The sequence below is a fragment of the Billgrantia sp. Q4P2 genome (assembly GCF_052806135.1).
This window is the reverse complement of the sequence record NZ_JBRBAI010000007.1, coordinates 73,055-97,268: the sequence shown is the minus strand read 5'-3', so window position 1 is coordinate 97,268 and position 24,214 is coordinate 73,055. Positions and strand designations below refer to the sequence as shown.

15 protein-coding genes are annotated in these 24,214 nt (G+C 65.1%); 12 read left to right on the top strand and 3 right to left on the bottom strand.

Features of this window, described 5'->3' with window-relative positions:
- Window positions 1-149: 149 nt before the first annotated feature.
- From ACUY1T_RS13695 to glgB, 12 genes are all read left to right on the top strand, one after another.
- The gene (locus ACUY1T_RS13695) at window positions 150-1,106 is read left to right on the top strand and encodes a sulfurtransferase (RefSeq protein WP_446023678.1); all 957 of its coding nucleotides are present in this window, start codon (window positions 150-152) and stop codon (window positions 1,104-1,106) included.
- A 42-nt stretch (window positions 1,107-1,148) separates the two neighbouring features.
- Window positions 1,149-1,772 (top strand): sigma-70 family RNA polymerase sigma factor, encoded by a 624-nt coding sequence (locus tag ACUY1T_RS13690; protein WP_446023676.1) that lies wholly within the window; start codon window positions 1,149-1,151, stop codon window positions 1,770-1,772.
- Window positions 1,769-1,963: a zf-HC2 domain-containing protein gene (locus ACUY1T_RS13685; protein ID WP_446023674.1), complete on the top strand. Its 195-nt coding sequence runs from the start codon at window positions 1,769-1,771 to the stop codon at window positions 1,961-1,963. Before ACUY1T_RS13690 ends, ACUY1T_RS13685 begins: the two co-directional genes overlap by 4 nt.
- Before the next feature lie 539 nt (window positions 1,964-2,502).
- Window positions 2,503-4,122 carry a glycogen synthase GlgA gene (gene glgA / locus ACUY1T_RS13680; RefSeq protein WP_446023672.1) on the top strand — a complete coding sequence of 540 codons (1,620 nt, stop codon included), beginning with the start codon at window positions 2,503-2,505 and terminating at the stop codon, window positions 4,120-4,122.
- Window positions 4,119-5,933 carry a malto-oligosyltrehalose trehalohydrolase gene (gene treZ, locus ACUY1T_RS13675; RefSeq protein WP_446023670.1) on the top strand — a complete coding sequence of 605 codons (1,815 nt, stop codon included), beginning with the start codon at window positions 4,119-4,121 and terminating at the stop codon, window positions 5,931-5,933. Before glgA ends, treZ begins: the two co-directional genes overlap by 4 nt.
- Entirely contained in the window at window positions 5,930-8,047 is a 2,118-nt protein-coding gene (gene malQ, locus ACUY1T_RS13670; protein WP_446023668.1) for a 4-alpha-glucanotransferase, read from the top strand. Before treZ ends, malQ begins: the two co-directional genes overlap by 4 nt.
- Window positions 8,040-10,832: a malto-oligosyltrehalose synthase gene (gene treY / locus ACUY1T_RS13665; RefSeq protein ID WP_446023667.1), complete on the top strand. Its 2,793-nt coding sequence runs from the start codon at window positions 8,040-8,042 to the stop codon at window positions 10,830-10,832. The genes malQ and treY overlap by 8 nt, the downstream gene beginning before the upstream one ends.
- 1 nt (window position 10,833) lies before the next feature.
- Window positions 10,834-11,403, top strand: coding sequence for a DUF2934 domain-containing protein (locus ACUY1T_RS13660; RefSeq protein WP_446023665.1), 570 nt, complete (start codon window positions 10,834-10,836; stop codon window positions 11,401-11,403).
- A 69-nt stretch (window positions 11,404-11,472) separates the two neighbouring features.
- On the top strand, window positions 11,473-13,680 hold the full coding sequence (glgX, locus tag ACUY1T_RS13655; RefSeq protein ID WP_446023663.1) for a glycogen debranching protein GlgX: 2,208 nt from the start codon (window positions 11,473-11,475) through the stop codon (window positions 13,678-13,680).
- A 53-nt stretch (window positions 13,681-13,733) separates the two neighbouring features.
- Window positions 13,734-15,761 (top strand): alpha-1,4-glucan--maltose-1-phosphate maltosyltransferase, encoded by a 2,028-nt coding sequence (locus ACUY1T_RS13650; protein ID WP_446023662.1) that lies wholly within the window; start codon window positions 13,734-13,736, stop codon window positions 15,759-15,761.
- A 37-nt stretch (window positions 15,762-15,798) separates the two neighbouring features.
- Entirely contained in the window at window positions 15,799-19,149 is a 3,351-nt protein-coding gene (treS, locus tag ACUY1T_RS13645) for a maltose alpha-D-glucosyltransferase (RefSeq protein ID WP_446023661.1), read from the top strand.
- Window positions 19,142-21,364 (top strand): 1,4-alpha-glucan branching protein GlgB, encoded by a 2,223-nt coding sequence (gene glgB, locus ACUY1T_RS13640; RefSeq protein ID WP_446023659.1) that lies wholly within the window; start codon window positions 19,142-19,144, stop codon window positions 21,362-21,364. The genes treS and glgB overlap by 8 nt, the downstream gene beginning before the upstream one ends.
- A gap of 95 nt (window positions 21,365-21,459) precedes the next feature.
- Here the strand turns inward: glgB and ACUY1T_RS13635 are convergent, their stop codons facing one another.
- The 3 genes from ACUY1T_RS13635 to eutB all read right to left on the bottom strand — a co-directional run bounded on the left by ACUY1T_RS13635 (window position 21,460) and on the right by eutB (window position 24,209).
- Window positions 21,460-22,143: a haloacid dehalogenase type II gene (locus ACUY1T_RS13635; protein WP_446023657.1), complete on the bottom strand. Its 684-nt coding sequence runs from the start codon at window positions 22,141-22,143 to the stop codon at window positions 21,460-21,462.
- Window positions 22,144-22,228: 85 nt separating this feature from the next.
- Window positions 22,229-23,182: a cyclodeaminase gene (locus ACUY1T_RS13630; protein WP_446023655.1), complete on the bottom strand. Its 954-nt coding sequence runs from the start codon at window positions 23,180-23,182 to the stop codon at window positions 22,229-22,231.
- Between the two features lie 28 nt (window positions 23,183-23,210).
- Window positions 23,211-24,209 carry a hydroxyectoine utilization dehydratase EutB gene (eutB, locus tag ACUY1T_RS13625; RefSeq protein WP_446023653.1) on the bottom strand — a complete coding sequence of 333 codons (999 nt, stop codon included), beginning with the start codon at window positions 24,207-24,209 and terminating at the stop codon, window positions 23,211-23,213.
- Window positions 24,210-24,214 lie beyond the last annotated feature (5 nt).

Sequence of the window (24,214 nt, the reverse complement as noted above, 5' to 3'; positions counted from 1 at the left end):
TAGCAGCCAAGCGGCTCTCTGTCGTCGTTACTGACCGAGCCGTTATGCCCTTGGGGAATGTGTCGGACGGAAAGCGTTCTCGACGAAACGTTGCGACCTCATTGCAGCCGACCTAGGCTCCTTCCATCCCCAGCGTGGAGGACAGACTCATGCGAATCCCTCTGATCTTGGCAGTTGGCGCACTGACGTTCGCCAGCACCGCCCAGGCGATGCATCCCTCACCCCTGGTCGATGCCGGGTGGCTCGATGGCCACCTGGACAACAACGATCTCGTGGTGCTGGACGTGCGTTCCGCCATCGATGACGGCGGCGATCGTGCCGCCTTCGAGGCCGGCCGCATTCCCGGTAGCCGCTACAGCAACTACGCCGAGGATGGCTGGCGCGAGGAGCGCGATGGCGTGGCCGGACTGATGCCGGACGTCGACGACCTGGCGGAATTGATCGGTGGCCTGGGTATCGGCAACGATGACACCGTGATCGTCGTTCCCGCCGGCACCGGCCCTACCGACTTCGCCAGCGCTACCCGGGTCTACTGGACCTTCAAGGCGCTGGGTCATGACGAGGTGGCAATCCTCAACGGCGGCTTTGCCGGCTGGGAGCAGCAGGGTTTCAAGGTCGACAACGGCCCGGCAAGCGAGCCCGAGGCGACCGACTTCTCGGCATCGCTGCGTGAAGACCTGCTGGCCACCACCGAGGAGGTGGAAGCTTCCCGCCAGGCCGGTGAGCAGCTGGTGGATGCCCGCCCCGAAGGCTTCTACACCGGTACGGAGCAGTCACCCGCCACTCGGGTGCCCGGCACCATCCCGGATTCGGTGAACCTGCCCCATGACGATGCGCTGGTGGAGCGCCATGGCGCCTGGTACCTGGAACCCGAACGGCTGACTGCAGCCATCGATGACCTTGAGCTGGACCGAGGGGCTCCCACCGTCGCCTTCTGCAATACCGGGCACTGGGCCTCCAGCGGCTGGTTTCAGCTAAGCGAGATAGGGGGGCTGGAAAACGTCACGATGTACGACGGCTCCATGGCCGCCTGGACCCGCGACGACTCCCGCCCCGTGCACCTGGCCGAGCGCGGCACCCTGACGGTAGGCGAACTGATAGAATGAGTTCCTTGAGTGTGGAAGCCACTAGCACGAATGGGCAACTCAATGCCGACGACTCCTGATCCCGTATCGGACGATTCGCAACATCACGAGCAAGCACAAGAGCGGATGCGGCGTCTGGCCGCCGTCCGCCCACGCCTGGTCTCCTTCGCCCGCTTGCATCTACGTAATAACGCCGCTGCGGAAGACGCCGTGCAGGACGCCCTGGAGGCCGCCATCGAGAAGGATGCCAGCTTCTCCGGTCGCTCCGGCTACGAAACCTGGGTCTTCGGCATTCTCAAGCACAAGATCCTCGATCTCATGCGCGCTCAGAAGCGCCATGGCCAATGGCAACCGCTCGAGGACGAAAGCGATGACGACGCCATCGACCGCCAGTTCCAGCAGAGCGGCCGATGGCAGCGGGATGCCCGCCCCAGCAGCTGGGGGGAGCCTGAAGCGGTGTTCGAGAATGAGCGCTTCTGGCAAGTCTTCGATGCCTGCATGATCGTGCTGCCGGACAACCTGGCCCGTGTCTTTTCTCTTCGCGAGCTGATGGGGCTCACGACTGAGCAGATCTGCCGCGAGCTGGCGATCAAGGAGAACAACTGCTGGATCATCCTGCACCGCGCCCGCCTGCGCCTGCGGGCGTGCATCGAACGGGGCTGGCTATCGGGAGGAGACAAACCATGATCATGTGTCGACGCGCCACGGAGCTGATGTCGCTACGCCTCGATCGGCGACTGTCATGGCCTGAGCGAGTATCTCTGCGTTTTCATCTCGCCATGTGCGGAGCCTGCAGTCAGTGCAATCGTCAGTTCGAGCTGCTGCACCGTACCGGCCATCGCTTCGATCCGGAGCGTCAGGAAAAGCATTCCTCCTAGCGCCTGGCAGGGTGTGCCCGACCTGGCGCGCATGCCGGCAGTTCAGAATCGAATATCGGCAAGACAGTCAGGCCTATTTTCTTATTTTTTATCAACATTCGTCAGAAAAATCCTGCAGCAACCATGATAATTTCTTAAAAAGAGCATTAGAAAATGCTCCATAATTCTCCTTCAACATCCTGTATTACTTTTTCAAAATTCTCATAAGAATTTAGCTTTACATATTGCCAATCTGGCACAGCCAGGCCTCCTTACCGGCAACGTTGAGTTAAACGTATCATCTATCCCGAAAAAACCAGCACGACGATGCTTTGCTTGGGCAAGCTGGCTGAGTCAGGTCCTTCTCTATTCAAAATTTCTTTACCTAAGTTATGTGAGCATTTCATTTCACCGCAGTAGGATTCATCGTCTATACCTATGCAACACCACCTTTTGTCCAGCTTCACTCCAGGCCAGGAGCAGCCAGAAGGGAGCGCGTTACACTGACAGAAGAGCAGTCAAGGCATCTTGACCATGCCACTACAGGGAGGTCTGTCAACATGGGCAATGTGGCACTGAAGGGTATCGATTCCGAAACAAAAAATGACAGTCGAGGCTGCTCGATAACTGTCACGGGCAACGACTTGGCGCTTGGCGCATATCCTGGCACGAAGCGGGACAACGGCGTCGAGGCTCCACCCGGTTTCGGCACGTCGAGACATCCATCGCAACATGTCCTCTTCGTAACTCCCGAGATCGCCGATTTCGTCAAGGTCGGGGGGCTGGGTGACGTCTCCTCGGCACTTCCCCGTGCGCTGGCGGCGCATCATGACATTCGCATTCTCATCCCGGCCTACCGGGAGGTACACGAGTCGGCGCTCCCTATACGTCGCGTCGGCCGCCTGCCGGCCCATGCCGACCTGCCGGACTGCGAGATCGGTGAGCTGACCTGCACCGATGGCTTGATCATCTACGTACTGCTCTGTCCCGAACTCTACGAGCGTGCAGGCGGCCCTTACGGCACCGGTCCCGGTGGCTACGGCAGCGACGGCTGGGAGGACAACGATATCCGCTTCGCCCGGCTGTCGTTGGCCGCCGCCGAGATCGCCGCTGGCTGCGCCGGGCTCGACTGGCAACCTCAGTTGCTGCACCTCAACGACTGGGCATGCGGGCTGGCGCCCGCCTACCTGCGCTGGCAGGGGCACAAGGTAGCCTCCGTGTTCACCATCCACAACCTGGCCTACCAGGGCTTGTTCGAGGCCTCGCGCTGTACGGCACTGGGCATTCCCGGTGAGGCGTTCCATATCGACGGGATCGAATACTACGGCAAGCTCTCCTTCATGAAGGCGGGCATCGTCTACGCCTCCCATGTCACCACGGTCAGCGCGACCTATGCCCAGGAGATCACTACGCCGGAATTCGGCTGTGGCCTGGATGGCCTGTTGCGCTGCAAGGCGGAGCAGGGCGGGCTCAGCGGCATCCCCAACGGCATCGACGACTCCTGGGATCCGCGTACCGACGCTCACCTGGTCCAGGCTTTCTCGGCCAACGACTGGCGCGGCAAGCGCGCCAACGCCGAGTACGTGCGCCATCGCTTCGGTCTGGCACCCAGTTCCGGCCCGCTGTTCGCCATGGTGTCGCGCATGGTGCACCAGAAGGGTGTCGATCTGGTCATCGAGGCTGCCGCGAGCATCGTCCAGGCCGGCGGCCAGTTGGTCTTCATCGGCAACGGCGAACGCCATGTGGAGACACAGTTGGGCCGGCTGGCGGGGCGTTATCCCGGCGCCGTCGGGGTCTACGTAGGCTTCGACGAGGAGGAGGCACGTTGCATCTACGCGGGCAGTGACTTCCTGCTGATGCCGTCGCGCTTCGAGCCCTGCGGCCTCAGCCAGATGTACGCCCAGCGCTTCGGCTCGCTGCCCATTGCCCACCGCACTGGGGGATTGGCCGATACCATCGAGGATGGGGTGACGGGCTTTCTGTTCAACGACGTCAATCTGGCCAGCTTCATGCAGGCAATCCAGCAGGCCTTCTCGGTCTACCACTCCACGGAGCTGTTCTATGCCATGCGCCGGGCGGCCATGACGGGGCGCTACCACTGGCGCCAATCGATCGCGCCCTATACGCAGCTCTATCAGCGCATCAGCGAAGAGGCTGGGTTAGAGAAGGTAGCAAGATGAACGAAGCTCAGCGTTTCGAGTACGGCTTCGGCGCTCAGGTCATGGGGCCGGACTGGACCCGCTTCTCGCTGTGGGCACCGAGCGCCAGCCGCGTCGACCTCGAGGTCGAGGGGCTTGACGTCATCGCCATGACGCACGCCGGCGAAGGACGCTTCGTCGGTGAGGCGACTTGCGATCATGCTGCCCGCTACCGCTACCGTGTCTTTACCGATGGCGCCGCCGAAGGCATCGCGGTTTCCGACCCGGCCTCCCGTGCCCAGGCAGGAGGCATCGAGGGGCCGAGCCTGGTCATCGACCCCTACCGCCATGCTTGGCGCCATGCCGACTGGCGGGGCCGGCCCTGGCGCGAGACGGTGCTCTACGAGCTCCACCTGGGCACGCTGGGCGGCCTGGCGAAGGCGCGCCAGCATCTGCCCTATCTGGCCGAACTCGGCATCACGGCAGTCGAACTGATGCCGGTGTCGGCGTTTCCCGGCACGCGCAACTGGGGCTACGACGGCGTGCTGCCCTACGCCGTGGACGACACCTACGGCGATCCGGACGCACTCAAGGCGTTCATCGACGACGCCCACGGCCTGGGGCTGATGGTGTTTCTCGACGTGGTCTACAACCACTTCGGGCCGGACGGCAACTACCTGCCACGCTATGCCGAGGCCTTCTTTCGCCACGACCGTCAGACGCCGTGGGGGCCGGCCATCGACTTCCGCCAGCCCATGGTGCGCCGGTTCTTCATCGAGAACGCCCTGATGTGGCTCGACGAGTACCGCTTCGATGGCCTGCGCCTCGATGCGGTACATGCCATCGCCGAGCGCGACTTCCTGGTCGAGCTGGCCGAGACGCTACGCAGCCACCTCGACCCGCGACGCTACATGTACTTGGTACTTGAGAACGAGCACAACGACGCCGAGCTGCTCGAGGATGGACACTTCATCGCCCAGTGGAACGACGACTGGCACAACGTCATGCACGTGCTGCTCACCGGAGAGCGCGAAGGCTATTATGCCGACTTCGCCGACTCCCCTACCGACAAACTGGCGCGCAGTCTCGGCGAAGGCTTCGTCTATCAGGGTGACGCCACCCGCCAGGGTACGCCGCGCGGCAGCCCGAGCGCTCACCTGCCGCCGACCGCCTTCGTCGCTTTCCTGCAGAACCACGACCAGGTCGGCAACCGCGCCCTGGGCGAGCGCCTGACCCTGCTCGCCGAGCCGCAAGCACTGGAGGCAGCCACGCTGCTGCTGCTGCTCTCGCCCATGGTGCCGCTGCTGTTCATGGGCGAGGAGTGGGCCAGCCAGCGCCCTTTCCTGTTCTTCACAGACCACCGCGCCGAGCTGGCCGGGGCCGTACGTGAAGGCCGCCGGGCGGAGTTCGCCGCGTTCAGCGCTTTTCAGGACCCGGTATCCCGCGACGCCATTCCCGACCCCAATGACGCTGCCACTTTCGAAGCCTCGCGGCCCGACTTCGCGGCCCGTGAAACCTCCCCCCACGCCGAATGGCTGACGTTCGTACGCCGTCTGCTGGCAATCCGTCACGCCGAAATCGTGCCGCGCCTCGAGGGTGCCCGTGCCCTGGGCGCCGAAGCGCTCGACGAAGGAGCCGTCGTCGCCCGCTGGCAGATGAACGACGACACCCGACTGGTCATTGCCGTGAACCTGAGCGAGCAGCCCGCCGCCACCCGCGCTTTTGGCGTCGGACGGCACCTGTACGAAACACGCGAGGGCGCGGCAGTCGCCGCCGAGAGCGGCAACTTGCCAGCGCGCTGCGCCGTGGCCTGGTTGAAAAGCGAGCCAGGCGACGAGGAGCTGAGTGCATGACTGCGGGACGCCTGCAGAAGCTGGCCGATGCTGCCGGCCTGATCCGTGAATGGGAAGACAGTGAGGAGCGCCCGCAGCGTCTCTCGAGCGCCACCCAACGCGAACTGCTGACACGGCTCGGCTATCCCGCGGATAGCACCGAGGCGATCGAAGCGAGCCTGGAGCGGCTGCGCGGCCCCACCTCGCCGAGACAGTGGCCGCCATTGATCACCGCCGAGCGTGGCATCGCCACCGACCTGCCGTCGCCGCTTCCCCCCGGCACCGAGCTCACCCTGCACCTCGAACAGGGCGACCTGCTGCACGATCGACTCGACAAGCGCGGTCGCCTCCCCCCGGTCGGGGTGGCCGGCTACCATCGCCTGCGGATTGCCGAGGCCGAACTGACCCTGGCCGTCGCGCCGGCGCGCTGCTTCACCGTGGCCGACGCCTGCGGCAGTACTGCGCCACGGCTCTGGGGGATGGCGGTGCAGCTTTATGCCCTGCGCCGTCCCGGCGACGGCGGCATCGGCGATACCCGATCGCTGGATCTCTTTGCCCGGCATGCCGCCGAGGCCGGCGCCGCGGCGCTGGCCGTGAGCCCGATGCACGCCATGTTCAGCGCCGACGTGACGCACTACAGCCCCTACTCCCCCTCGAGCCGCCTGCTCTATCAGGGACTGCATGCCGCCCCCGAAGCACTGCTTGGCGAGGCCTCAGTCACGAAGGCCATCGAGCGGAGCGGGCTAAGCGAGACGCTCGCGCAGTTGGAGACGGACGAGCTGCTCGACTGGCCCCGAGCGGCGAGAGCCAAGCTCGCCTGGCTGCGTGAACTCCATGAAGACCTGACACAGCGCGAAGACGACCAGGCGCAGCAGGCTCGCCAGGCTCTGTCGGATTTTCGCGAGAGAAGCGGTGCCACGCTGGAAAACCACTGCCGCTTCGAAGCGCTCATGCAGCATCTTGGCGAGCGCGACTGGCACCGCTGGCCGACGGCGCTGCGCGACCCCGCCAGCACCGAGGTAGCCCGCTTCGCCGAGGAGCAGGCACATGAAGTCGACTTTCACGCCTTCCTGCAATGGCTGGCCAGTGAAGGGCTCGCCCGCGCCCAGGCCTCGGTCCGCGAGGCCGGAATGCAGGTCGGATTGATCGCCGATCTGGCCGTCGGCGCCGATGCGGCGGGTAGCCAGGCCTGGAGCCGCCAGGCCGAGATGCTCGAGGGCCTGTCGATCGGGGCCCCGCCGGACACCTTCAATGTGCACGGCCAGGACTGGGGGCTTGCTCCCTTCTCGCCGCAAGGATTGGTGCGTTCGGGCTTTCGCAGCTTCATTGATATGTTGCGCGCCGGTTTCGCCCACGCCGGGGGGCTTCGTATCGACCATGTGCTGGGACTCATGCGTCTGTGGCTGGTGCCTCATGGCACCGCGCCTGCCGAGGGAGGCTACGTGCGCTACCCGCTCGACGATCTGCTGCGGCTGGTGGCGCTGGAGTCCTGGCGCCACCGTGCCATCGTCATCGGCGAGGACCTGGGCACCGTACCCCCCGGGCTGCGCGATCGGCTCGCTGCGTGCGGCATCCTGGGTACACGTGTGCTGTGGTTCGAGCGCAATGACGAAGACGAATTCCTGCCACCCTCCCAGTGGACACCCAACGCTGTCGCCACCACCTCGACCCACGATCTGCCCACGCTGGCCGGCTGGTGGGCCGGGCGCGACATCGAATGGCGCAGCCGCTTCGGACTGCTCGCCGCGGGGCAGGATGCCCGCAGCGAACAAGCCGCGCGCCGTGAGGACCGTGCCCGGCTGGCACGCACCCTAGGGCTGCTCGACAGTCACGCCACGGCAAGCGCGCTCGAGGCCGCCGACCTGGAGACATCGAAGGTACTCGATGCCTGTGCCCGGCAGCTCGGTCTCACGCCATCGCCCCTCACGCTGCTACCGGTGGAGGATGCCCTGGGGCTGGAGGAGCAGGCCAACCTGCCGGGAACGCTCGACGAGCACCCCAACTGGCGGCGGCGCCTGCCGGGCGACAGCGAGCGGCTGCTATCTTCCCCCGAAGTGAGCCAACGCTTGGCCGCGTTAGCCGAGGCGCGCCGGGAAGCACGCCACGACGCCCAAGGTGGAGGACACGATGAGTGAGATTCGCGCCACCGTACGCTTGCAGTTCCACCATGGCTTTACCCTGGACGATGCCGCCGAATGGGTCGGCTACTACGCCAGGCTCGGCATCAGCCATGCCTACGCCTCGCCGTTGCAGATGTCGCAGGCCGGTTCGCCTCATGGCTACGACGGCATCGACCCCACCCGCATCGACCCGGAGCTCGGCGGTGAAGCGGCGCTCGAACGACTGGTGAGCCAACTGCGCGCCCATGGCATGGGGCTGATACTCGATATCGTGCCCAACCACGTGGCGGTGGGCGGTTCACAGAATCCCTGGTGGCAGGACGTGCTGGCCTGGGGCCAGGAAAGCCCCTATGCCGACTTCTTCGATATCGACTGGCACTCCCCCGACCCGCTGTTGAGCGGCAAACTACTACTGCCCTTCCTCGGCACCCCCTATGCCGACGCACTGCACGGCGGGGAACTGGTCCTATGCCACGAGCCGAAGGCGATACGCTTCCACATCGCCTACCACGAGCATCGCTTTCCCGTCGATCCGCGCCGCTACGGCGACATCCTGCGCCTGGCCGAGCACGAAGCGCTGTGGGACCTGGCGCCACGCTTCGACGCCCTGCGCCAGCGTAGAGATGCCTATACCGACATCGCCGAGTGTCGCCACGAACTGCACCAGGCGCTGGCGGCTCCCTCAGCCGAACAGGCTCTGACACAAGCCCTGGCCCGCTTCGACGGCAGTACCCCAGGGGGGGCCATCCGCCTGCACGACCTGCTCGAGCGGCAGCACTATCGCCTGGCCTGGTGGCGCAGTGGCGCCGACGAGATCAACTGGCGGCGCTTCTTCGACATCACCCAGCTCGGCGGACTGCGCATCGAGCAACCCGAGGTGTTCGAGGCGGTTCATGCCCTGCCGCTGCGCCTGGTGGAACAGGGCTGGGTCGACGGTCTGCGTATCGACCACATCGACGGCCTGGCGGACCCGCGCGGCTACTGTCGCCGATTGCGCTCCCGGCTGGGCGAACTCCAGAAACGGCGACCGCAGGGCGTGGTGCGCCACGTGGCGATCTTCGTCGAGAAGATCCTGGCCGCCGACGAGACCTTGCATCGCGACTGGGGAGTCGACGGCACCACCGGCTACGAGTTGATGAATGAGATCTCCGCCCTGCAGCACGACCCGGCCGGTGCCGCGCCGTTATGGGACCTGTGGCGCGACGTCAGCGGCCGTGAAACGGACTTTCTCGCTGAGGTTCGCCAGGCTCGCCGTGAGGTGCTCGCGAGCCTGTTGGCCAGCGAGTTCGAGGCCTGTGCCCGCGCCCTGCATGCGGTGGCCCGCCACACGCTGGCGACCCGCGACATCACCCTGGCGGCGGTGCGCCGCGCGCTGACGGCGCTGATCGTGCACTTCCCCGTATACCGGACCTACGCCGACGACGGAGGCCGCCCGGAACTCGATGCCCCCTTCTTCGATCAGGCCATGGCCGGGGCCAGGGGGGAGCTTAGCCCACCCGACAGGGAAGTCCTGGCGTCGCTCGAGCGCTGGCTGGGCGGCGAGGCGCCCGCCGACACCGAAGACCTGGAGGAGCGCTGGCTGCGCCAGCGCGCCATCGTACGTTTTCAGCAGCTCACCTCGCCGGTGGCAGCCAAGGCCGTGGAGGACACCGCCGGTTATCGCAGCGCGGCGCTGATCTCGCGCAATGACGTGGGCTTCGACGGCGAGCGTTTCAGTCACTCGCCGCGTCAATTCCATGATGCCAACGCCTGGCGGGCTCGCCACTTCCCCCACGGCCTGGTAGCGACGGCCACCCACGACCACAAGCGCGGCGAGGACGTGCGTGCCCGCCTGGCCGCGCTCAGCGAGAATGCCAGCGGCTTTGCCACCCGGGTCGAGCGCTGGTGTGAAATGGCCACCCCGCTGCGTCAAGCACTCCCCGAAGGGCCCGCCCCCACGCCCGGCGACGAACTGTTCCTCTACCAGATGCTGCTCGGCGCCTGGCCACCCACGCTTGCGCGCGACGACACCGAGGCCATGCAGCGCTTTGCCGAACGCCTGGCCCAGTGGCAGCAGAAGGCCCTGCGCGAGGCCAAGTTGCGCACGCACTGGCTGTGGCCCGACGAGGCCTACGAGAGTGCCTGCCGCGATTACCTGGAGGGCTTACTGACCACGTCCGAGCTGTGCCGGGAACTCGAAACGGCGGCCCGCGAACTCGACCTGCCGGGAGCACTCAACGGGCTGGTCCAGACGGCACTGCGCCTGACCGTGCCCGGCGTGCCCGACCTCTACCAAGGATGCGAATTCTGGGACTTCAGCCTGGTCGACCCGGACAATCGCCGCCCCGTCGACCATGCAGCGCGACAAGCTGCGCTGGAGCAGGACCATGAACCCGTCGCAGCGTTGGCAAGCTGGCAGGACGGCAGGGTCAAGCAGTCCCTGGTCGCCCGCCTACTGACGCTGCGCCACGCCCATCGCGACCTCTTCCCCCATGGCGATTACCGCGCCTTGCCGGTCGAAGGCGAACACGGCGACAGGCTCGTCGCCTTCCTGCGCCAACATGGCGGCCAACAGCTATTGGTGGTGGCGCCACGCCTGGCCGCCGGGCTGCTGACAGGCGCCGAACGCCCCCATGTGCCCCCCTCGCGCTGGGGCAATACCCGGGTGCTGATCCCTAGCGAGACAGGTGCCGCTTGGCAAAATACGCTAACCGGGACCACCCTGAAAGAGACCGGTAAGAGCTTTGCCGTCGAGGAACTGCTGAGCGACTTCCCCGTCGGTATCCATATACGCGATATGCACAGGCAAAGGGAGAGCTAGGATGGCTAATGAAGAACGCGTACGGAACCTGGCCTACAAGATCTGGGAATCGGAAGGGCGCCCCGAAGGACAGCAGCAACGCCATTGGGACATGGCACTGAGGATCGTCGTTGCCGAGGAAGAAGAAGGCATCGACGTCGATCTCGACGAGGTCGGCGAACCGGTGGAGGAACCGCCCCTCCTCGAGGACGACCTGCCGCTGGAGGATGACGAGACCGGCATCCAGGAGAATCGCCTGCCGCTGGATTCCCCCAACGGCGAGCCCGACTTCGACGAACTGCCCTACCGCGACGTGGCCCGGGACGAGCCGGTGCAGGATCGCGCCAGCCCGGGACCGATGGAGCCGCTGCCGCCGGAGTCCGCGACTGCCAAGCGCACCCGCAAGCCGCGGCGCGCCGCCGATGGCCTGACCCAGCCCGATGCCACCGATACTTCCCAGGTACCGGGAAAGACGGCCGGGAGCGGAGGCAAGCGTATGGCCAAGGCAGGCAGCACGACGAAGTCGAAAGCCTCCGCGGGCATTTCCAAAAGCGGCAAGGGGACGGGCCGAGGCGGACGCACGAAGACCTGAACGCGATAGCCCGAAGTCAGAAGCAAGTGGGCAGGGCATGACGCCCAAGGTAATCAAGGACGATAGACGATGAGCACGAGGCAAGAGCCGCAAGAGAACGAACCCGCCGCCGCGGTCGACGAGCCCCCCGGCGTGATCCGACGCTCGCGCGTGCGCGAGGGCTGGCCGTTCCCACTGGGCGCGACCTGGGACGGGCTGGGCGTGAATTTCGCCCTGTTCTCGGCCAACGCCACCCGGGTAGAGTTGTGCCTGTTCGATGACAACGGGATCCAGGAGCTCGAGCGCATCGAACTGCCCGAGTACACCGACGAGGTGTGGCACGGCTACCTGCCCGATGCGCGCCCGGGACAGCTCTATGGCTATCGGGTGCATGGCCCCTATGCCCCCGAGGCGGGGCATCGCTTCAACCCCACCAAGTTGCTGCTCGACCCCTACGCCAAGCAGCTCGTCGGCGAGCTGACCTGGGACGGCGCCCTGTTTGGCTACACCGTAGGGCATCCCGATGGCGACCTGAGCTTCGACGAGCGCGACAGCGCCCCCTTCATGCCGCGCTGCCGGGTGATCGACCCTGCCTTCACCTGGGGGCGTTCCCGTGACATTCAGCAGCCGTGGGACCGTACCGTGATCTACGAGACCCACGTGCGCGGCTACACCATGCGTCATCCTGCGGTACCCGAGGCGCTGCGCGGTACCTTTTCGGGACTGATGGTCAACGAAGTGGTGGACTACATCCGCTCGCTCGGCGTGTCATCGGTGGAACTGCTGCCGATTCACGCCTTCGTCGACGACCAGCAACTGCTCGAGCGCGGTCTGCGCAACTACTGGGGCTACAACACCCTGGGCTTCTTCGCCCCTCATTCGCGCTACCTGTCGGGCGTGAACATCAACGAGTTCAAGCAGATGGTGGCCTGTTACCACGCCGCCGACCTCGAGGTGATCCTCGATGTGGTCTACAACCACACCGCAGAAGGCAACGAACTCGGCCCGACCCTGTCGCTCAAGGGCATCGACAACGCCTCCTACTACCGACTGCTGCCGGACGAACCGCGCTACTACATCGACGATACCGGCACCGGCAATACGCTGAACCTGAGCCATTCCAGGGTGCTGCAGATGGTTACCGACTCGCTGCGCTACTGGGCCACCGAGATGCGCGTCGACGGTTTCCGCTTCGACCTGGCGACGATACTCGGCCGCGAGCCCCATGGCTTCGACGAGGGCGGGGGCTTCCTCGACTCCTGCCGCCAGGACCCGGTGCTCAGCCAGGTCAAGCTGATCGCCGAGCCGTGGGACTGCGGCCCCGGCGGCTATCAGGTAGGCGGCTTTCCGCCGGGCTGGGCGGAGTGGAACGACCGTTTCCGCGATACCGTTCGGGCTTTCTGGCGCGGCGACGAAGGCCAACTGGCCGAGCTCGCCTCGCGGTTGATGGGCTCGGCGGACCTGTTCGATCGGCGCGGGCGGCGTCCCTTCGCCTCGGTCAACTTCGTTACCGCCCACGACGGCTTCACGCTGTACGACCTGGTGGCCTACGACGACAAGCACAACGAGGCCAACGGCGAGGACAACCAGGACGGCCACGACCACAATCTGTCGTGGAACCACGGCGAGGAAGGTCCAACCGATGATAGCGCCATCCAATCGCTGCGCCTGCGCCAGATCCGCAACTTTCTCGCCACCCTGTTGCTCTCGCAGGGCACCCCGATGCTGCTCGCCGGCGACGAGATGCTGCGCACCCAGCAGGGCAACAACAATGCCTACTGTCAGGACAACGAGGTCAGCTGGCTCGACTGGAACCTCGATGGCGATGCCCATGACACGATCGAGTACCTGCGACGGCTCATCGAGCTGCGCCTGCGCTATCCCATCCTGCGTCGCGGTCGTTTCCTCTCCGGTGAGTACAACGAGGAAATGGGGCTCAAGGAAGTCACCTGGCTCGCCCCCGACGGCAGCGAAATGGACGTGCAGCGATGGGAAAACCCCGAAGCGCGCAGCCTCGGCCTGCTGCTGGATGGCCGCGCCCGGCCATCGGGAATCCGCCGTGCCGGCGACGACCGTTCATTGCTGATGCTGTTCAATGGCCACCCCGAGCCGATCACCTTTCGCCTGCCCGAGGTGCCCCGGGGCAAGGGCTGGATCTGCCACCTCGATACCAGCCGGCCCCGGGAAATCGAGCCCGTCCTGCGTCATTTCGAAGATGCCCAAACGGTGGAGAGCCATTCGCTGATGCTGTTCGAGCTGAAGCAGAGCAGCCCAGGGGACGCCGATATTCCAGCTTGAATCCGCCTCGTCCCCGAGCGGTGGCAGGAAGAACGACAGACAAGGAGCCCGTGATGAGTTCACCTGCGTATACGGTTCCAGGGTCCGGCCAGTCACAGGAGCAGTTCCTGAGCGATGTCATGGCCGCCATCCACACCCCTCGCATCGCCATCGAGGCCGTGCAGCCATCGCTCGATCTTGGTCGATTCGCCGCCAAGGCCATCGTCGATGAACCCGTCGTCGTCACCGCCACCATCTTTGCCGATGGGCATGACGTACTGGCCGCCGCCGTTTGCTGGTACGACGACGAAGGACGGCAGCAGAGGAAGCCCATGCATGCGGTGCAGCCACGCGGGCGCGACCTCTATCAGGGTTGCTTCACGCCTCGCAGGGTGGGAAGACACGGTTTCTACATCGAGGCCTGGTGGGATACCTACGGTACCTACCACAACGAGCTTTCCAAGAAATACCAGGCGGGAGTGCCGGTCGGACTCGAACTCGAGGAGGGCCGGCGGTTGGTCATCAAGGCCATGGAGCGCAGCGAAGGTGTGCTCAGGGAGGCGCTCGATACCCTGCATGAGCGCTTCCAGCAGCTCGAACACGACACCGAGCGGGTCGCGCTGCTACTCGACGCCGATACGGCGCAGCTGATGCACGAAGCGGATGCCCGTCCGCACCTGACCCAAAGCGATGCCCTCTACCCCCTGGAGGTAGAGCGCCTCGAGGCGCGTTACTCGAGCTGGTACGAGCTGTTTCCCCGCTCGGAAACCGACAGCCCACACCGTCACGGTACCTTTCGTGACGTACACGCACGCCTCCCCATGATTCGCGACATGGGCTTCGACGTCCTCTATTTTCCGCCCATCCACCCCGTCGGGCGCACGCACAGGAAGGGACCCAACAACTCACTTGAAGCAGGGCCGGACGATCCCGGCAGCCCCTACGCCATCGGTAGCAAGGAGGGAGGTCATGAATCGATACATCCGGAACTTGGCACGCGAGACGATTTCCGTGATCTGGTCCGCGCTGCAGCCGATCATGGCCTGGAAGTCGCGCTGGACTTCGCCATCCAGTGCTCGCCCGACCATCCCTGGCTCGAGGAACACCCCGGCTGGTTCTCATGGCGTCCCGATGGGTCTATCCGCTACGCGGAGAACCCGCCCAAGAAATATCAGGACATCGTCAACGTCGATTTCTATGCCGAGGAGGCAATCCCTTCGCTCTGGATCGAGCTGCGCGACATCGTACAGGGCTGGATCGACGAAGGCGTGAAGATATTCCGCGTCGACAACCCCCATACCAAGCCACTGCCCTTCTGGGAATGGCTGATTGGCGACATTCGCCGCCGCGACCCATCGGTGATCTTTCTGGCCGAGGCCTTCACACGGCCAGCGATGATGCTGCGACTCGGCAAGCTGGGTTTCAACCAGAGCTACACCTACTTCACCTGGCGCCATACCAAGCAGGAACTGACCGAGTACTTAACCCAGCTCAACGAATCGCCGCTGCGCGAGGGCTACCGGCCCAATTTCTTCGTCAATACACCGGACATCAATCCCTACTTCCTGCAGTCTTCGGGACGGCCCGGTTTCCTGCTGCGAGCCGCTCTCGCTGCCCTGGGGGCGGGCTCCTGGGGAATGTATTCCGGCTTCGAGCTGTGCGAGGGCGAACCGGTGCCGGGCAAGGAGGAGTATCTCGATTCGGAGAAGTACGAAATTCGGCCACGCGACTATACCGCGCCCGGCAACATCACCTACGAGATCGCCCAGCTCAACCGCATCCGCCGGGAAAACCCGGCGCTCCAGACCCACTTGGGCCTGGCCTTCTACACGGTGCACAACGAAAAGATCCTGCTCTTCGGCAAGCGTACCGAAGCGCGCGACAACTTCATTCTCGCCGCCATCAACCTTGACCCGTTCGAGGCTCAGGAAGGGGTGTTCGAGTTACCGCTGTGGGAGTTCGGCCTGCCCGACGACGCCGCCTTGCAGGGAGAGGACCTGATGAGTGGATATCGCTGGACCTGGCACGGCAAGTGGCAATCGCTACGACTCGAACCGTGGCATCTGCCATTCGCCATCTGGCGCATCCGCCCGGTTCACTAGCCACTGTGATTCGTACCTACACAAAGAGGGCAAGGCCATGATGGATGCCAGCAGCGAATCGCACGCCGTCAATACCCTCGATTTCCTCGACGACCCCCTCTGGTACAAGGATGCCGTGGTCTATCAGGTCCACGTGAAGTCGTTCTTCGACGCCAATGACGACGGCATCGGCGACTTCGAAGGGCTGATTGAGAAACTGGACTATATCGTCAGCCTGGGGGTGAACACGATCTGGGTACTGCCGTTCTATCCCTCGCCACGCCGCGACGATGGCTATGACATCGCCGAATACACCAGCGTCAGCCCCGATTACGGCACCCTGGCGGATGCCCAGCGCTTCATCGACGAGGCACACGGGCGCGGCCTGCGTGTGCTCACCGAGCTGGTCATCAACCACACCTCCGATCAGCATGAATGGTTCCAGCGCGCACGACGGGCGCCGCCGGGATCGCCGGAACGCGACTTCTACGTCTGGTCTGACAGCGACCAGAAATATCCAGGCACGCGCATCATCTTTCTCGATACCGAGTCGTCGAACTGGAGCTGGGACCCGGTGGCGGGCGCCTATTACTGGCACCGTTTCTACTCCCACCAGCCGGACCTCAACTTCGACAACCCCCAGGTGCTCGGCGAAGTGCTGAAGGTGATGGAGTACTGGCTCGATATGGGCGTCGACGGCCTGCGCCTGGATGCCATTCCTTATCTCGTCGAGCGCGAGGGCACCAACAACGAGAACCTGCCCGAGACCCACGAGGTACTCAAGAAGATCCGCGCGGTGATCGACGAGCGCTACCCGGACCGCATGCTGCTCGCCGAGGCCAACCAGTGGCCGGAGGACACCCGACCCTATTTCGGCGATGGCGACGAGTGCCACATGGCCTTCCATTTCCCGTTGATGCCACGCATGTACATGGCGCTGGCCCAGGAGGATCGCTTCCCGATCACCGATATCCTGCGGCAGACACCCGAGATACCGGCGATCTGCCAGTGGGCGATCTTCCTGCGCAATCATGACGAGCTGACGCTGGAGATGGTCACCGACAAGGAGCGCGACTACCTCTGGAACCACTACGCCGCCGATCGCCGGGCACGCATCAACCTGGGGATACGCCGGCGCCTGGCACCGCTGCTCGAGCGCGACCGCAGGCGTGTCGAACTGCTCAATAGCCTGCTGCTGTCGATGCCGGGCACACCGGTGCTCTACTACGGCGACGAGATCGGCATGGGCGACAACATCTACCTCGGCGACCGCGACGGCGTGCGCACACCGATGCAATGGTCGGTGGACCGCAACGGCGGCTTCTCCCGTGCCGACCCGGCAAGCCTCGTGCTGCCGGCGATCATGGACCCGCTCTACGGCTACCAGGCCGTCAACGTCGAAGCCCAGCTGCGCGACCCGCACTCGCTGTTGAACACCATGCGCCGCCTGCTCGCGGTGCGCGCCCAGCACCGGGCCTTCAGCCGCGGCACCATGCGGCCACTCTACCCGGCCAATCGACACATTCTCGCCTACCTTCGCGAAATGACGCTCGACGATGGCGACACGGAGACGCTGCTGTGCGTGGCCAACATGGCACGCACCGCCCAGGCGGTGGAACTCGACCTCTCCACCTTCGCCGGCCAGGTGCCGGTGGAGATGGTCGGCGGCAGTGCCTTTCCGCCGATCGGGCGGACGCCGTACCTGCTGACGCTGCCGCCCTATGGCTTCTTCTGGTTCCTATTGGCGCCCGAATCCGCCATGCCGGAGTGGCACGTGCCGGCGCCCGAGCCCATGCCGGAATACGTCACACTGATCATCAAGAAACGTCTCGAGGAGATCTTCCAGGCCCCGGCGCGGCAGCTGCTCGAGCGTGAAACCCTGCCCAGCTACCTGCCCAAGCGACGCTGGTTCGCCGCCAAGCAGGCCCATATCGACCAGGTGCGCATGCTCTACGTGGCCCGACTCGAGCACAGCCAGCACGTCATGCTGATTTCCGAGCTCGAGGTCCACCACACCGGGGGCATCGAGCGCTACCAGTTGCCGCTGGCGTTTCTCGGCGAGGAGGAGCAGACCAGCGCCCTGCCCCAGCAGCTCGCCATGGCCCGCGTTCGCCGCTTCCACGAAGTGGGGCTACTGACCGATGCGCTGACGCTGGATGCCTTTGCCCTGGCGGTTCTCGATGCCATGCGACAAGGCGCCAAGTTGCCCTGCGGCAGCGGTGAGATCCGCTTCCTGCCCACGTCCGTATTCACCGATCTGGAACTACCCGAAACCCTCGAAATGGAGCAGCAGAGCGCGGAGCAGTCCAACAGCTCGGTCATCATTGGCCGCCAGCTGGTACTCAAGCTATTTCGCAGGGTGGAGCCGGGGATTCACCCGGAGGCAGAGATCGGTCGTTATCTCACCGAGCGCGGCTTCACCCATATCGCGGCGCTGCACGGCGAGGCGGCACGCTTCGATGCACAGGGAACGCCCCAGACGCTGATGGTCCTGCAGCGCTTCATCGACAACCAGGGCGATGCCTGGGCATGGTTCCGTGCCACGTTGGGACGTGCGGTTCGCGAGGCCATGGTCGATCAGGACCAGGGGCATGAAGGAGTCCTCGAAGAGACGGGTTACGGCGCCTGCGAGGAGCTGGAGACTTTCGCCACCACGCTGGGCAAACGCCTGGGCGAGATGCATGTCGTGCTGGCCTCTCCCAGCGATGACCCGGCCTTCCGCCCGCAAATCGCTTCAGACGCCCATGTCGAACAATGGACGCGCCGGGTGAGGGAGCGCATCGAAGAAGCCCTGGCGCTGCTCGAGCACCATGCGAAGCACTGCGACGAAGCCGAGCGACATTTGATCGGCCAGATCATGGCAAGCCGCGACTCGCTTCCGGCCGCCATCGATTCCATCGCCGGGTTGGCCAAGGGCAGCCTGCTGACGCGAATCCACGGTGACCTGCATCTGGGCCAGGTGCTGGTAGCACACCACGACGCCTACATCATCGATTTCGAGGGCGAGCCCGACCGTCCACTGGAGGAGCGTCGCGTCAAGGACAGCCCGCTGCGGGACGTGTCGGGGATGTTGCGCTCCTTCGACTATGCCTTCGCCAGGGTGGAGGAGGTACGCCCGGGGGGCGAGGGTGAGGAGTTGCAGGACGATCACGGCCACGAAGTGGCGGAACGTTGCCTGCTTCGCGCTCGTCAGGCCTTCCTCAACGCCTATTGGCAGGCCACGCAAGCATTGCCGCACGAATGGAAGCATCCGGCCGGCCCGGCCGCCGCGGTCGATCTGTTCGTCCTCGAGAAGACCGCCTACGAAATCGCCTACGAAATATCCAATCGTCCTGCCTGGCTGAGCGTGCCGCTGCGTGGCCTGGCGGCGCTGGTCGAACAGTTGGATGAAGGAGAACCCGATGTCTGATCTCACCGCCAGGCTTGTGCCAGACCCGAGCCTGTGGCTGCCCGAGGAAGAAGCGGAGGCCCTGGCGCGCGGCACCCATGGCGATCCGTTTTCGGTACTCGGCGTCCATGAGCGCGAGGATGGCCCCTTGCTGAGGGTTTTCCTGCCCGGCGCACTGGGCGTCGACGTGCTCGACCGCCAGGACGGTAGCTTTCGCTGCTGCCTGACGGGCATGCAGGTTCCCGGCCTGTTTGCCGGCCGGCTGCCGTATGCGGCTCCCTACACCTTGCGTATCCGTTGGCCCTCCGGTGAGCAACTGACCGAGGACCCCTACGGCTTCGGCCTGCTGCTCGGCGAAATGGACCTCTACCTGATCGGCGAGGGAACTCACCGCTGCCTGGGCCAGTGTCTCGGAGCCCAGCCCATGGAAGTGGATGGCGTGGAGGGTGTGCGCTTCGCCGTCTGGGCGCCCAATGCCCGACGGGTCTCGGTAGTGGGCAATTTCAACAGTTGGGACGGGCGCCGCCATGTGATGCGCCTGCGCCATCCTGCGGGCGTGTGGGAGCTGTTCGTGCCGCGTATCGGGCCCGGAGAATCGTACAAGTACGAGATTCTCGATGCGCAGGGCGCCCTCGGCCTGCGCGCCGATCCCGTGGCGCTTTCCACCGAGACCCCACCGAATACCGCCTCAGTGGTGGCCGACACCCGGTCTTTCACCTGGCACGACGACGAATGGCTCGCCCATCGGGGCGAAAGGCATGCACCGAACCGGCCGATCAGCATCTACGAGGTACACGCCGCCTCGTGGCGCAAGCATGGTGGCGACAACGGCGAGCTCTACGGCTGGCGCGAGCTGGCCGAGCACCTGATTCCCTATGTGCAGGAAATGGGCTTCACCCACGTCGAACTGCTGCCCATCATGGAACATCCGTTCGGCGGATCCTGGGGCTATCAGCCGCTGAGCCAGTTCGCGCCCAGTGGGCGCTTCGGCACGCCCGCCGACTTCGCCTACTTCGTCGACGAGTGCCATCGGGCGGGACTCGGCGTGGTGCTCGACTGGGTGCCGGCCCACTTTCCCACCGACCCCCACGGCCTGGCACGCTTCGACGGCACCGCCCTCTACGAGTACGAGCACCCCTTCGAGGGCTTCCACCAGGATTGGGACACCTTCATCTACAACTGGGGCAGGCGTGAGGTACATGGCTTCCTGCTGGCCTCGGCGCTGCACTGGCTGCGTCACTTTCACATCGATGCGCTGCGCGTCGATGCCGTCGCCTCGATGCTCTACCGCAACTACTCGCGCAACGAGGGCGAGTGGATCCCCAACAAGCACGGCGGCCACGAGAACCTGGAGGCGATCGACTTCCTGCGCCATCTCAACGATGTCGTCAGCGAGGAAGCCCCCGGCGCGCTGGTGATTGCCGAGGAGTCCACGGCCTGGCCCGGCGTCACCCAGCCGACCGCCGAGGGTGGGCTTGGCTTCGCCTACAAGTGGAACATGGGCTGGATGCACGACACCCTGAGCTACATCGGCGAGGACCCCATCCATCGCCGCTATCATCATCACAACATGACCTTTCCCATGGTCTATGCCTTCTCGGAGCGCTACGTGCTGCCGATCTCCCACGACGAGGTGGTGCATGGCAAGGGGTCGCTGATCGGCAAGATGCCCGGCGACGAGTGGCAGCAGTTCGCCAACCTGCGCGCCTACCTCGCCACCATGTGGACACAGCCCGGCAAGAAGCTGCTGTTCATGGGCTGCGAGTTCGGCCAGTGGCGCGAATGGAGCCATGACCGCGAACTCGACTGGTTCCTGCTCGGAGAACCACGCCATAGCGGTGTTCGCCAACTGCTCATCGACCTCAACCATCTCTACGTTGCGCATCCTGCACTGCACGAATGCGACTTCGACCCTCACGGTTTCACCTGGGTGGTAAGCAACGACGACACCAATAGCGTCTTCGCCTGGCTGCGTTGGAGCGCTACGGGGAAACCGCTGCTGATCGTCGCCAACATGACGCCGATTCCTCGAGAACGCTATCGCCTGGGCGTGCCTCGGCCCGGATGCTGGCAGGAGATTCTCAACAGCGATGCCGAGTGTTACGGCGGCTCGAACCTGGGCAACATGGGTCAATTGCAAGCCGAGGACACGCCACTTCACGGCCAAACCGCCAGCCTATCGATGACGCTACCGCCGCTGGCGGTAGTGATGTTGCAACCTGCCGAGCCAGACTGAGCCGGCCCGACCTGTACGACGATCCCAGCTTCTACGAAGAGCACGAGCGTAACCGGCTGGTCGAGGCGTACCGGCAGCGGGAATAGGGCCCTTGCTTAGCCCAGCCGGTCCGACAGTGCGTCCAGATCGGTAACGGTCAGGTCCGGCTCGATGCCCCAGGGGTCGAAGGGAGCGTCGAGACTGCGCCGCACCCAGGCGGCGTGAAGCCCGGCGTGGCGGGCCCCGATCACGTCGAAGGGGTTGCTCGAAATCAGCCAGGTATCGCCGGGGGGCACCTCCAGACGGTTGCGCAGATGCGCGTAGACGGCGGGATCGGGCTTGAAGCGCTTGATCTCATCGACGCTGATCACGTCTTCGAAGCGCTCGCGAATACCGGCCTGTTCGAGCAGGCCCTCGACCGCCTCCCGAGTGCCATTGGAAAAGGCCACGCAGCGCATACCGGTAGCAGCCAGCCTCTCGAGGGCACCTGTGGTCTCGGCAAAGGCCGGCAGGCGGGCATAGACCGTCATCAGGTGGTCCTTGTCGACGTCCGACAGCTGCGTCTGCAAGGCACGATCGGTGAAATCCAGCGCTTCGCGAGTGCACTGCCCGAACGGCACGTAGGCCCCCATCAGGCCGCGGCGGAAGCTGTATTCCAGCTTCTTGTCGCGCCAGCGCCGTGAGAACTCGGCGGCCATTTCCCCCTTGCCGGTTTTGCCGAGCCGCTCTTCCAGCTCGGTGACCACGCCGTGGGTATCGATCAAGGTGCCGTAGACATCGAAGGCCAGTACCGTTGCCATCTGCTGTTCCTCGTTGCGTTGTCGTCAGTGCACAGCATGGGGGCTGCCAGGCCCGGGCTCAAGCCAGGTGTGGCGGGCACGAACGTCACCCAGCGACTAACCGTGACAGGGCGAGGCTGGCAATGGCGGTATCCTGTACCCCGGTACCGGTCAGGTCGCATACCGTGATGGCCGCCGGTGAGACCCTCAGTCGCTCGCCCCGCGAGATCACGCGCCCCAGCTCGTGTACCTTGAACGGCGGCTCTCGCCCCGCATTGGCGAAAACCTTGAGTTCACCGTTATGTTCGCTCTGGGCCCGGCTGTCGCAAACGAAGACATCGGCACGGGTCAACACCGACTCATCGAGTTCACGCTTGTCGGGGCTATCCGAGCCCATGGCCGTGACGTGGACCCCCTCGGGCAGATCGCTGGCCTGCAACAGCGGCTCCCGCGACGGCGTCGCCGTCACGATGATGTCGGCCTGGTCACAGGCGGCATGCACGCTGTCGTGCATGCTGACGGTGAACCCCCGGCTGCGCATGCGGTCGGCGTATTCCTCGGCGCCTTCGGGGCGACGCGCCCAGACGTCGAGAGTGTCGATGTTGCGCACCAGGCGCAGCGCCTCGACTTGGCGTTGGGCCTGCTCGCCAGCGCCGATCACTGCCACCCGTCGACTGTCCTCGCGCGACAGGTGCTTGGCCGCAATCGCCCCGGCCACCGCGGTGCGCACCATGGTCAGGTAGCCCTCGTCGAACAGCACCGCCTCGACCCGTCCGGTTTCGGCGGAGAACAGCATCATCAAGCCGCTGAGGCTCGGCAGGCCGCGCTTGGGGTTGTCGAAGGAGCCGGTACTGACTTTGATGGCGAAGCACTCCCAGCCCTTGATATGGGCCGTCTTGACGTCGACCTCGCTATTGAACTCCTCCATCGACATCGACAGGATCGGCGGTTGCACCACCTCGCCACGGCCCAAGGCGGCGAAGCCCGCCTCGACCTGACGCAGGGCCTCTTCGTCGATACCGACCACTGCTTCGATCTCGTCACGCTGATAGAGCTTCATCTCTCCTCCTTGGAAACGAATCAGGGACTCAACGACCGGCAAGCTGGCGCGCCCGATCCAGCGTCTCCAGCGCCACGCCGTTGCCGGAGAGAATCAACGCCACCCGCTGGCCGCTCACGTCGATGCCATGCTCGGCGAGCGCGGCCAGCCCCACCGCGGCGGCGCCCTCCACCAGCAGCTTCTCGCCTTCGAGGATATCGATCATGGCGTGAGCGATGGCTTTCTCCGAGACCTGGAAATGGTCATCCATCACCTCGCGCACCAGGGCCAGGGTGCAGCGATTGTCGAGGCCGATGCCACCGCCCAGCGAGTCGGCCAGGCTCGCGACCTCCTCCACCGCCACGGGTCGCCCCGCCTGAAGGCTCTCCCACATGGCCGCACCGTGGGAGAGACTCACCCCGGTCACGCGTGCTTCGGGGCGAATGGCCTTTACTGCCACGCCGATGCCGCCCAGTAGCCCACCGCCGGAAAGCCCGACGATGACCCGGTCGAGGTCCGGCGCGTCCTCCATCAGTTCCAGCCCGATGGTGCCCTGCCCGGCCGCGATCAGGGCATCGTCGAAGGGTGGAATCAATGTCATGCCGCGCTCGGCCACCAGCCGCTCGACCTCGCCGAAGGCCTCGTCCTGGCTCTCGCCCACGCTGCAAACCTCGGCGCCCAACGCCTCGATGGCGGCCACCTTGTTGGCCGGCACCAGCCGCGACAGGCAAACCACCGCCGGCACGCCGAGACGGGCCGCGGCATACGCCACCGCGCGCCCATGGTTGCCGGTGGAGGCGGTGACGACCCCGGCGGCCAGGGCGTCGCGGCCGTGGCGTTCGATCAGTGCGGCAATCATGTTGGTGGCGCCGCGCAGCTTGAAGGCGCCGGTCGGCTGCAGGGTTTCCAGCTTGAGCAGGATCTCGGCATCGAAACGCTCGGAGAGCGCATGGCAGCGGACCAGCGGGGTACGTACCGCCTGGCCGGCAATACGGCGGCGGGCCTGGTAGAGGGAGGAGAGGGAAACGCCGTGCTCGGACTGGGTCATCGCGG

What these genes read in the sequence shown, in the direction of transcription:
- ACUY1T_RS13695 (WP_446023678.1), top strand. Translation starts at nt 150, where the DNA reads ATGCGAATCCCTCTGATCTTGGCAGTTGGCGCACTGACGTTCGCCAGC.
- ACUY1T_RS13690 (WP_446023676.1), top strand. Translation starts at nt 1,149, where the DNA reads ATGCCGACGACTCCTGATCCCGTATCGGACGATTCGCAACATCACGAG.
- ACUY1T_RS13685 (WP_446023674.1), top strand. Translation starts at nt 1,769, where the DNA reads ATGATCATGTGTCGACGCGCCACGGAGCTGATGTCGCTACGCCTCGAT.
- glgA (WP_446023672.1), top strand. Translation starts at nt 2,503, where the DNA reads ATGGGCAATGTGGCACTGAAGGGTATCGATTCCGAAACAAAAAATGAC.
- treZ (WP_446023670.1), top strand. Translation starts at nt 4,119, where the DNA reads ATGAACGAAGCTCAGCGTTTCGAGTACGGCTTCGGCGCTCAGGTCATG.
- malQ (WP_446023668.1), top strand. Translation starts at nt 5,930, where the DNA reads ATGACTGCGGGACGCCTGCAGAAGCTGGCCGATGCTGCCGGCCTGATC.
- treY (WP_446023667.1), top strand. Translation starts at nt 8,040, where the DNA reads ATGAGTGAGATTCGCGCCACCGTACGCTTGCAGTTCCACCATGGCTTT.
- ACUY1T_RS13660 (WP_446023665.1), top strand. Translation starts at nt 10,834, where the DNA reads ATGGCTAATGAAGAACGCGTACGGAACCTGGCCTACAAGATCTGGGAA.
- glgX (WP_446023663.1), top strand. Translation starts at nt 11,473, where the DNA reads ATGAGCACGAGGCAAGAGCCGCAAGAGAACGAACCCGCCGCCGCGGTC.
- ACUY1T_RS13650 (WP_446023662.1), top strand. Translation starts at nt 13,734, where the DNA reads ATGAGTTCACCTGCGTATACGGTTCCAGGGTCCGGCCAGTCACAGGAG.
- treS (WP_446023661.1), top strand. Translation starts at nt 15,799, where the DNA reads ATGATGGATGCCAGCAGCGAATCGCACGCCGTCAATACCCTCGATTTC.
- glgB (WP_446023659.1), top strand. Translation starts at nt 19,142, where the DNA reads ATGTCTGATCTCACCGCCAGGCTTGTGCCAGACCCGAGCCTGTGGCTG.
- ACUY1T_RS13635 (WP_446023657.1), bottom strand. Translation starts at nt 22,143, where the DNA reads ATGGCAACGGTACTGGCCTTCGATGTCTACGGCACCTTGATCGATACC.
- ACUY1T_RS13630 (WP_446023655.1), bottom strand. Translation starts at nt 23,182, where the DNA reads ATGAAGCTCTATCAGCGTGACGAGATCGAAGCAGTGGTCGGTATCGAC.
- eutB (WP_446023653.1), bottom strand. Translation starts at nt 24,209, where the DNA reads ATGACCCAGTCCGAGCACGGCGTTTCCCTCTCCTCCCTCTACCAGGCC.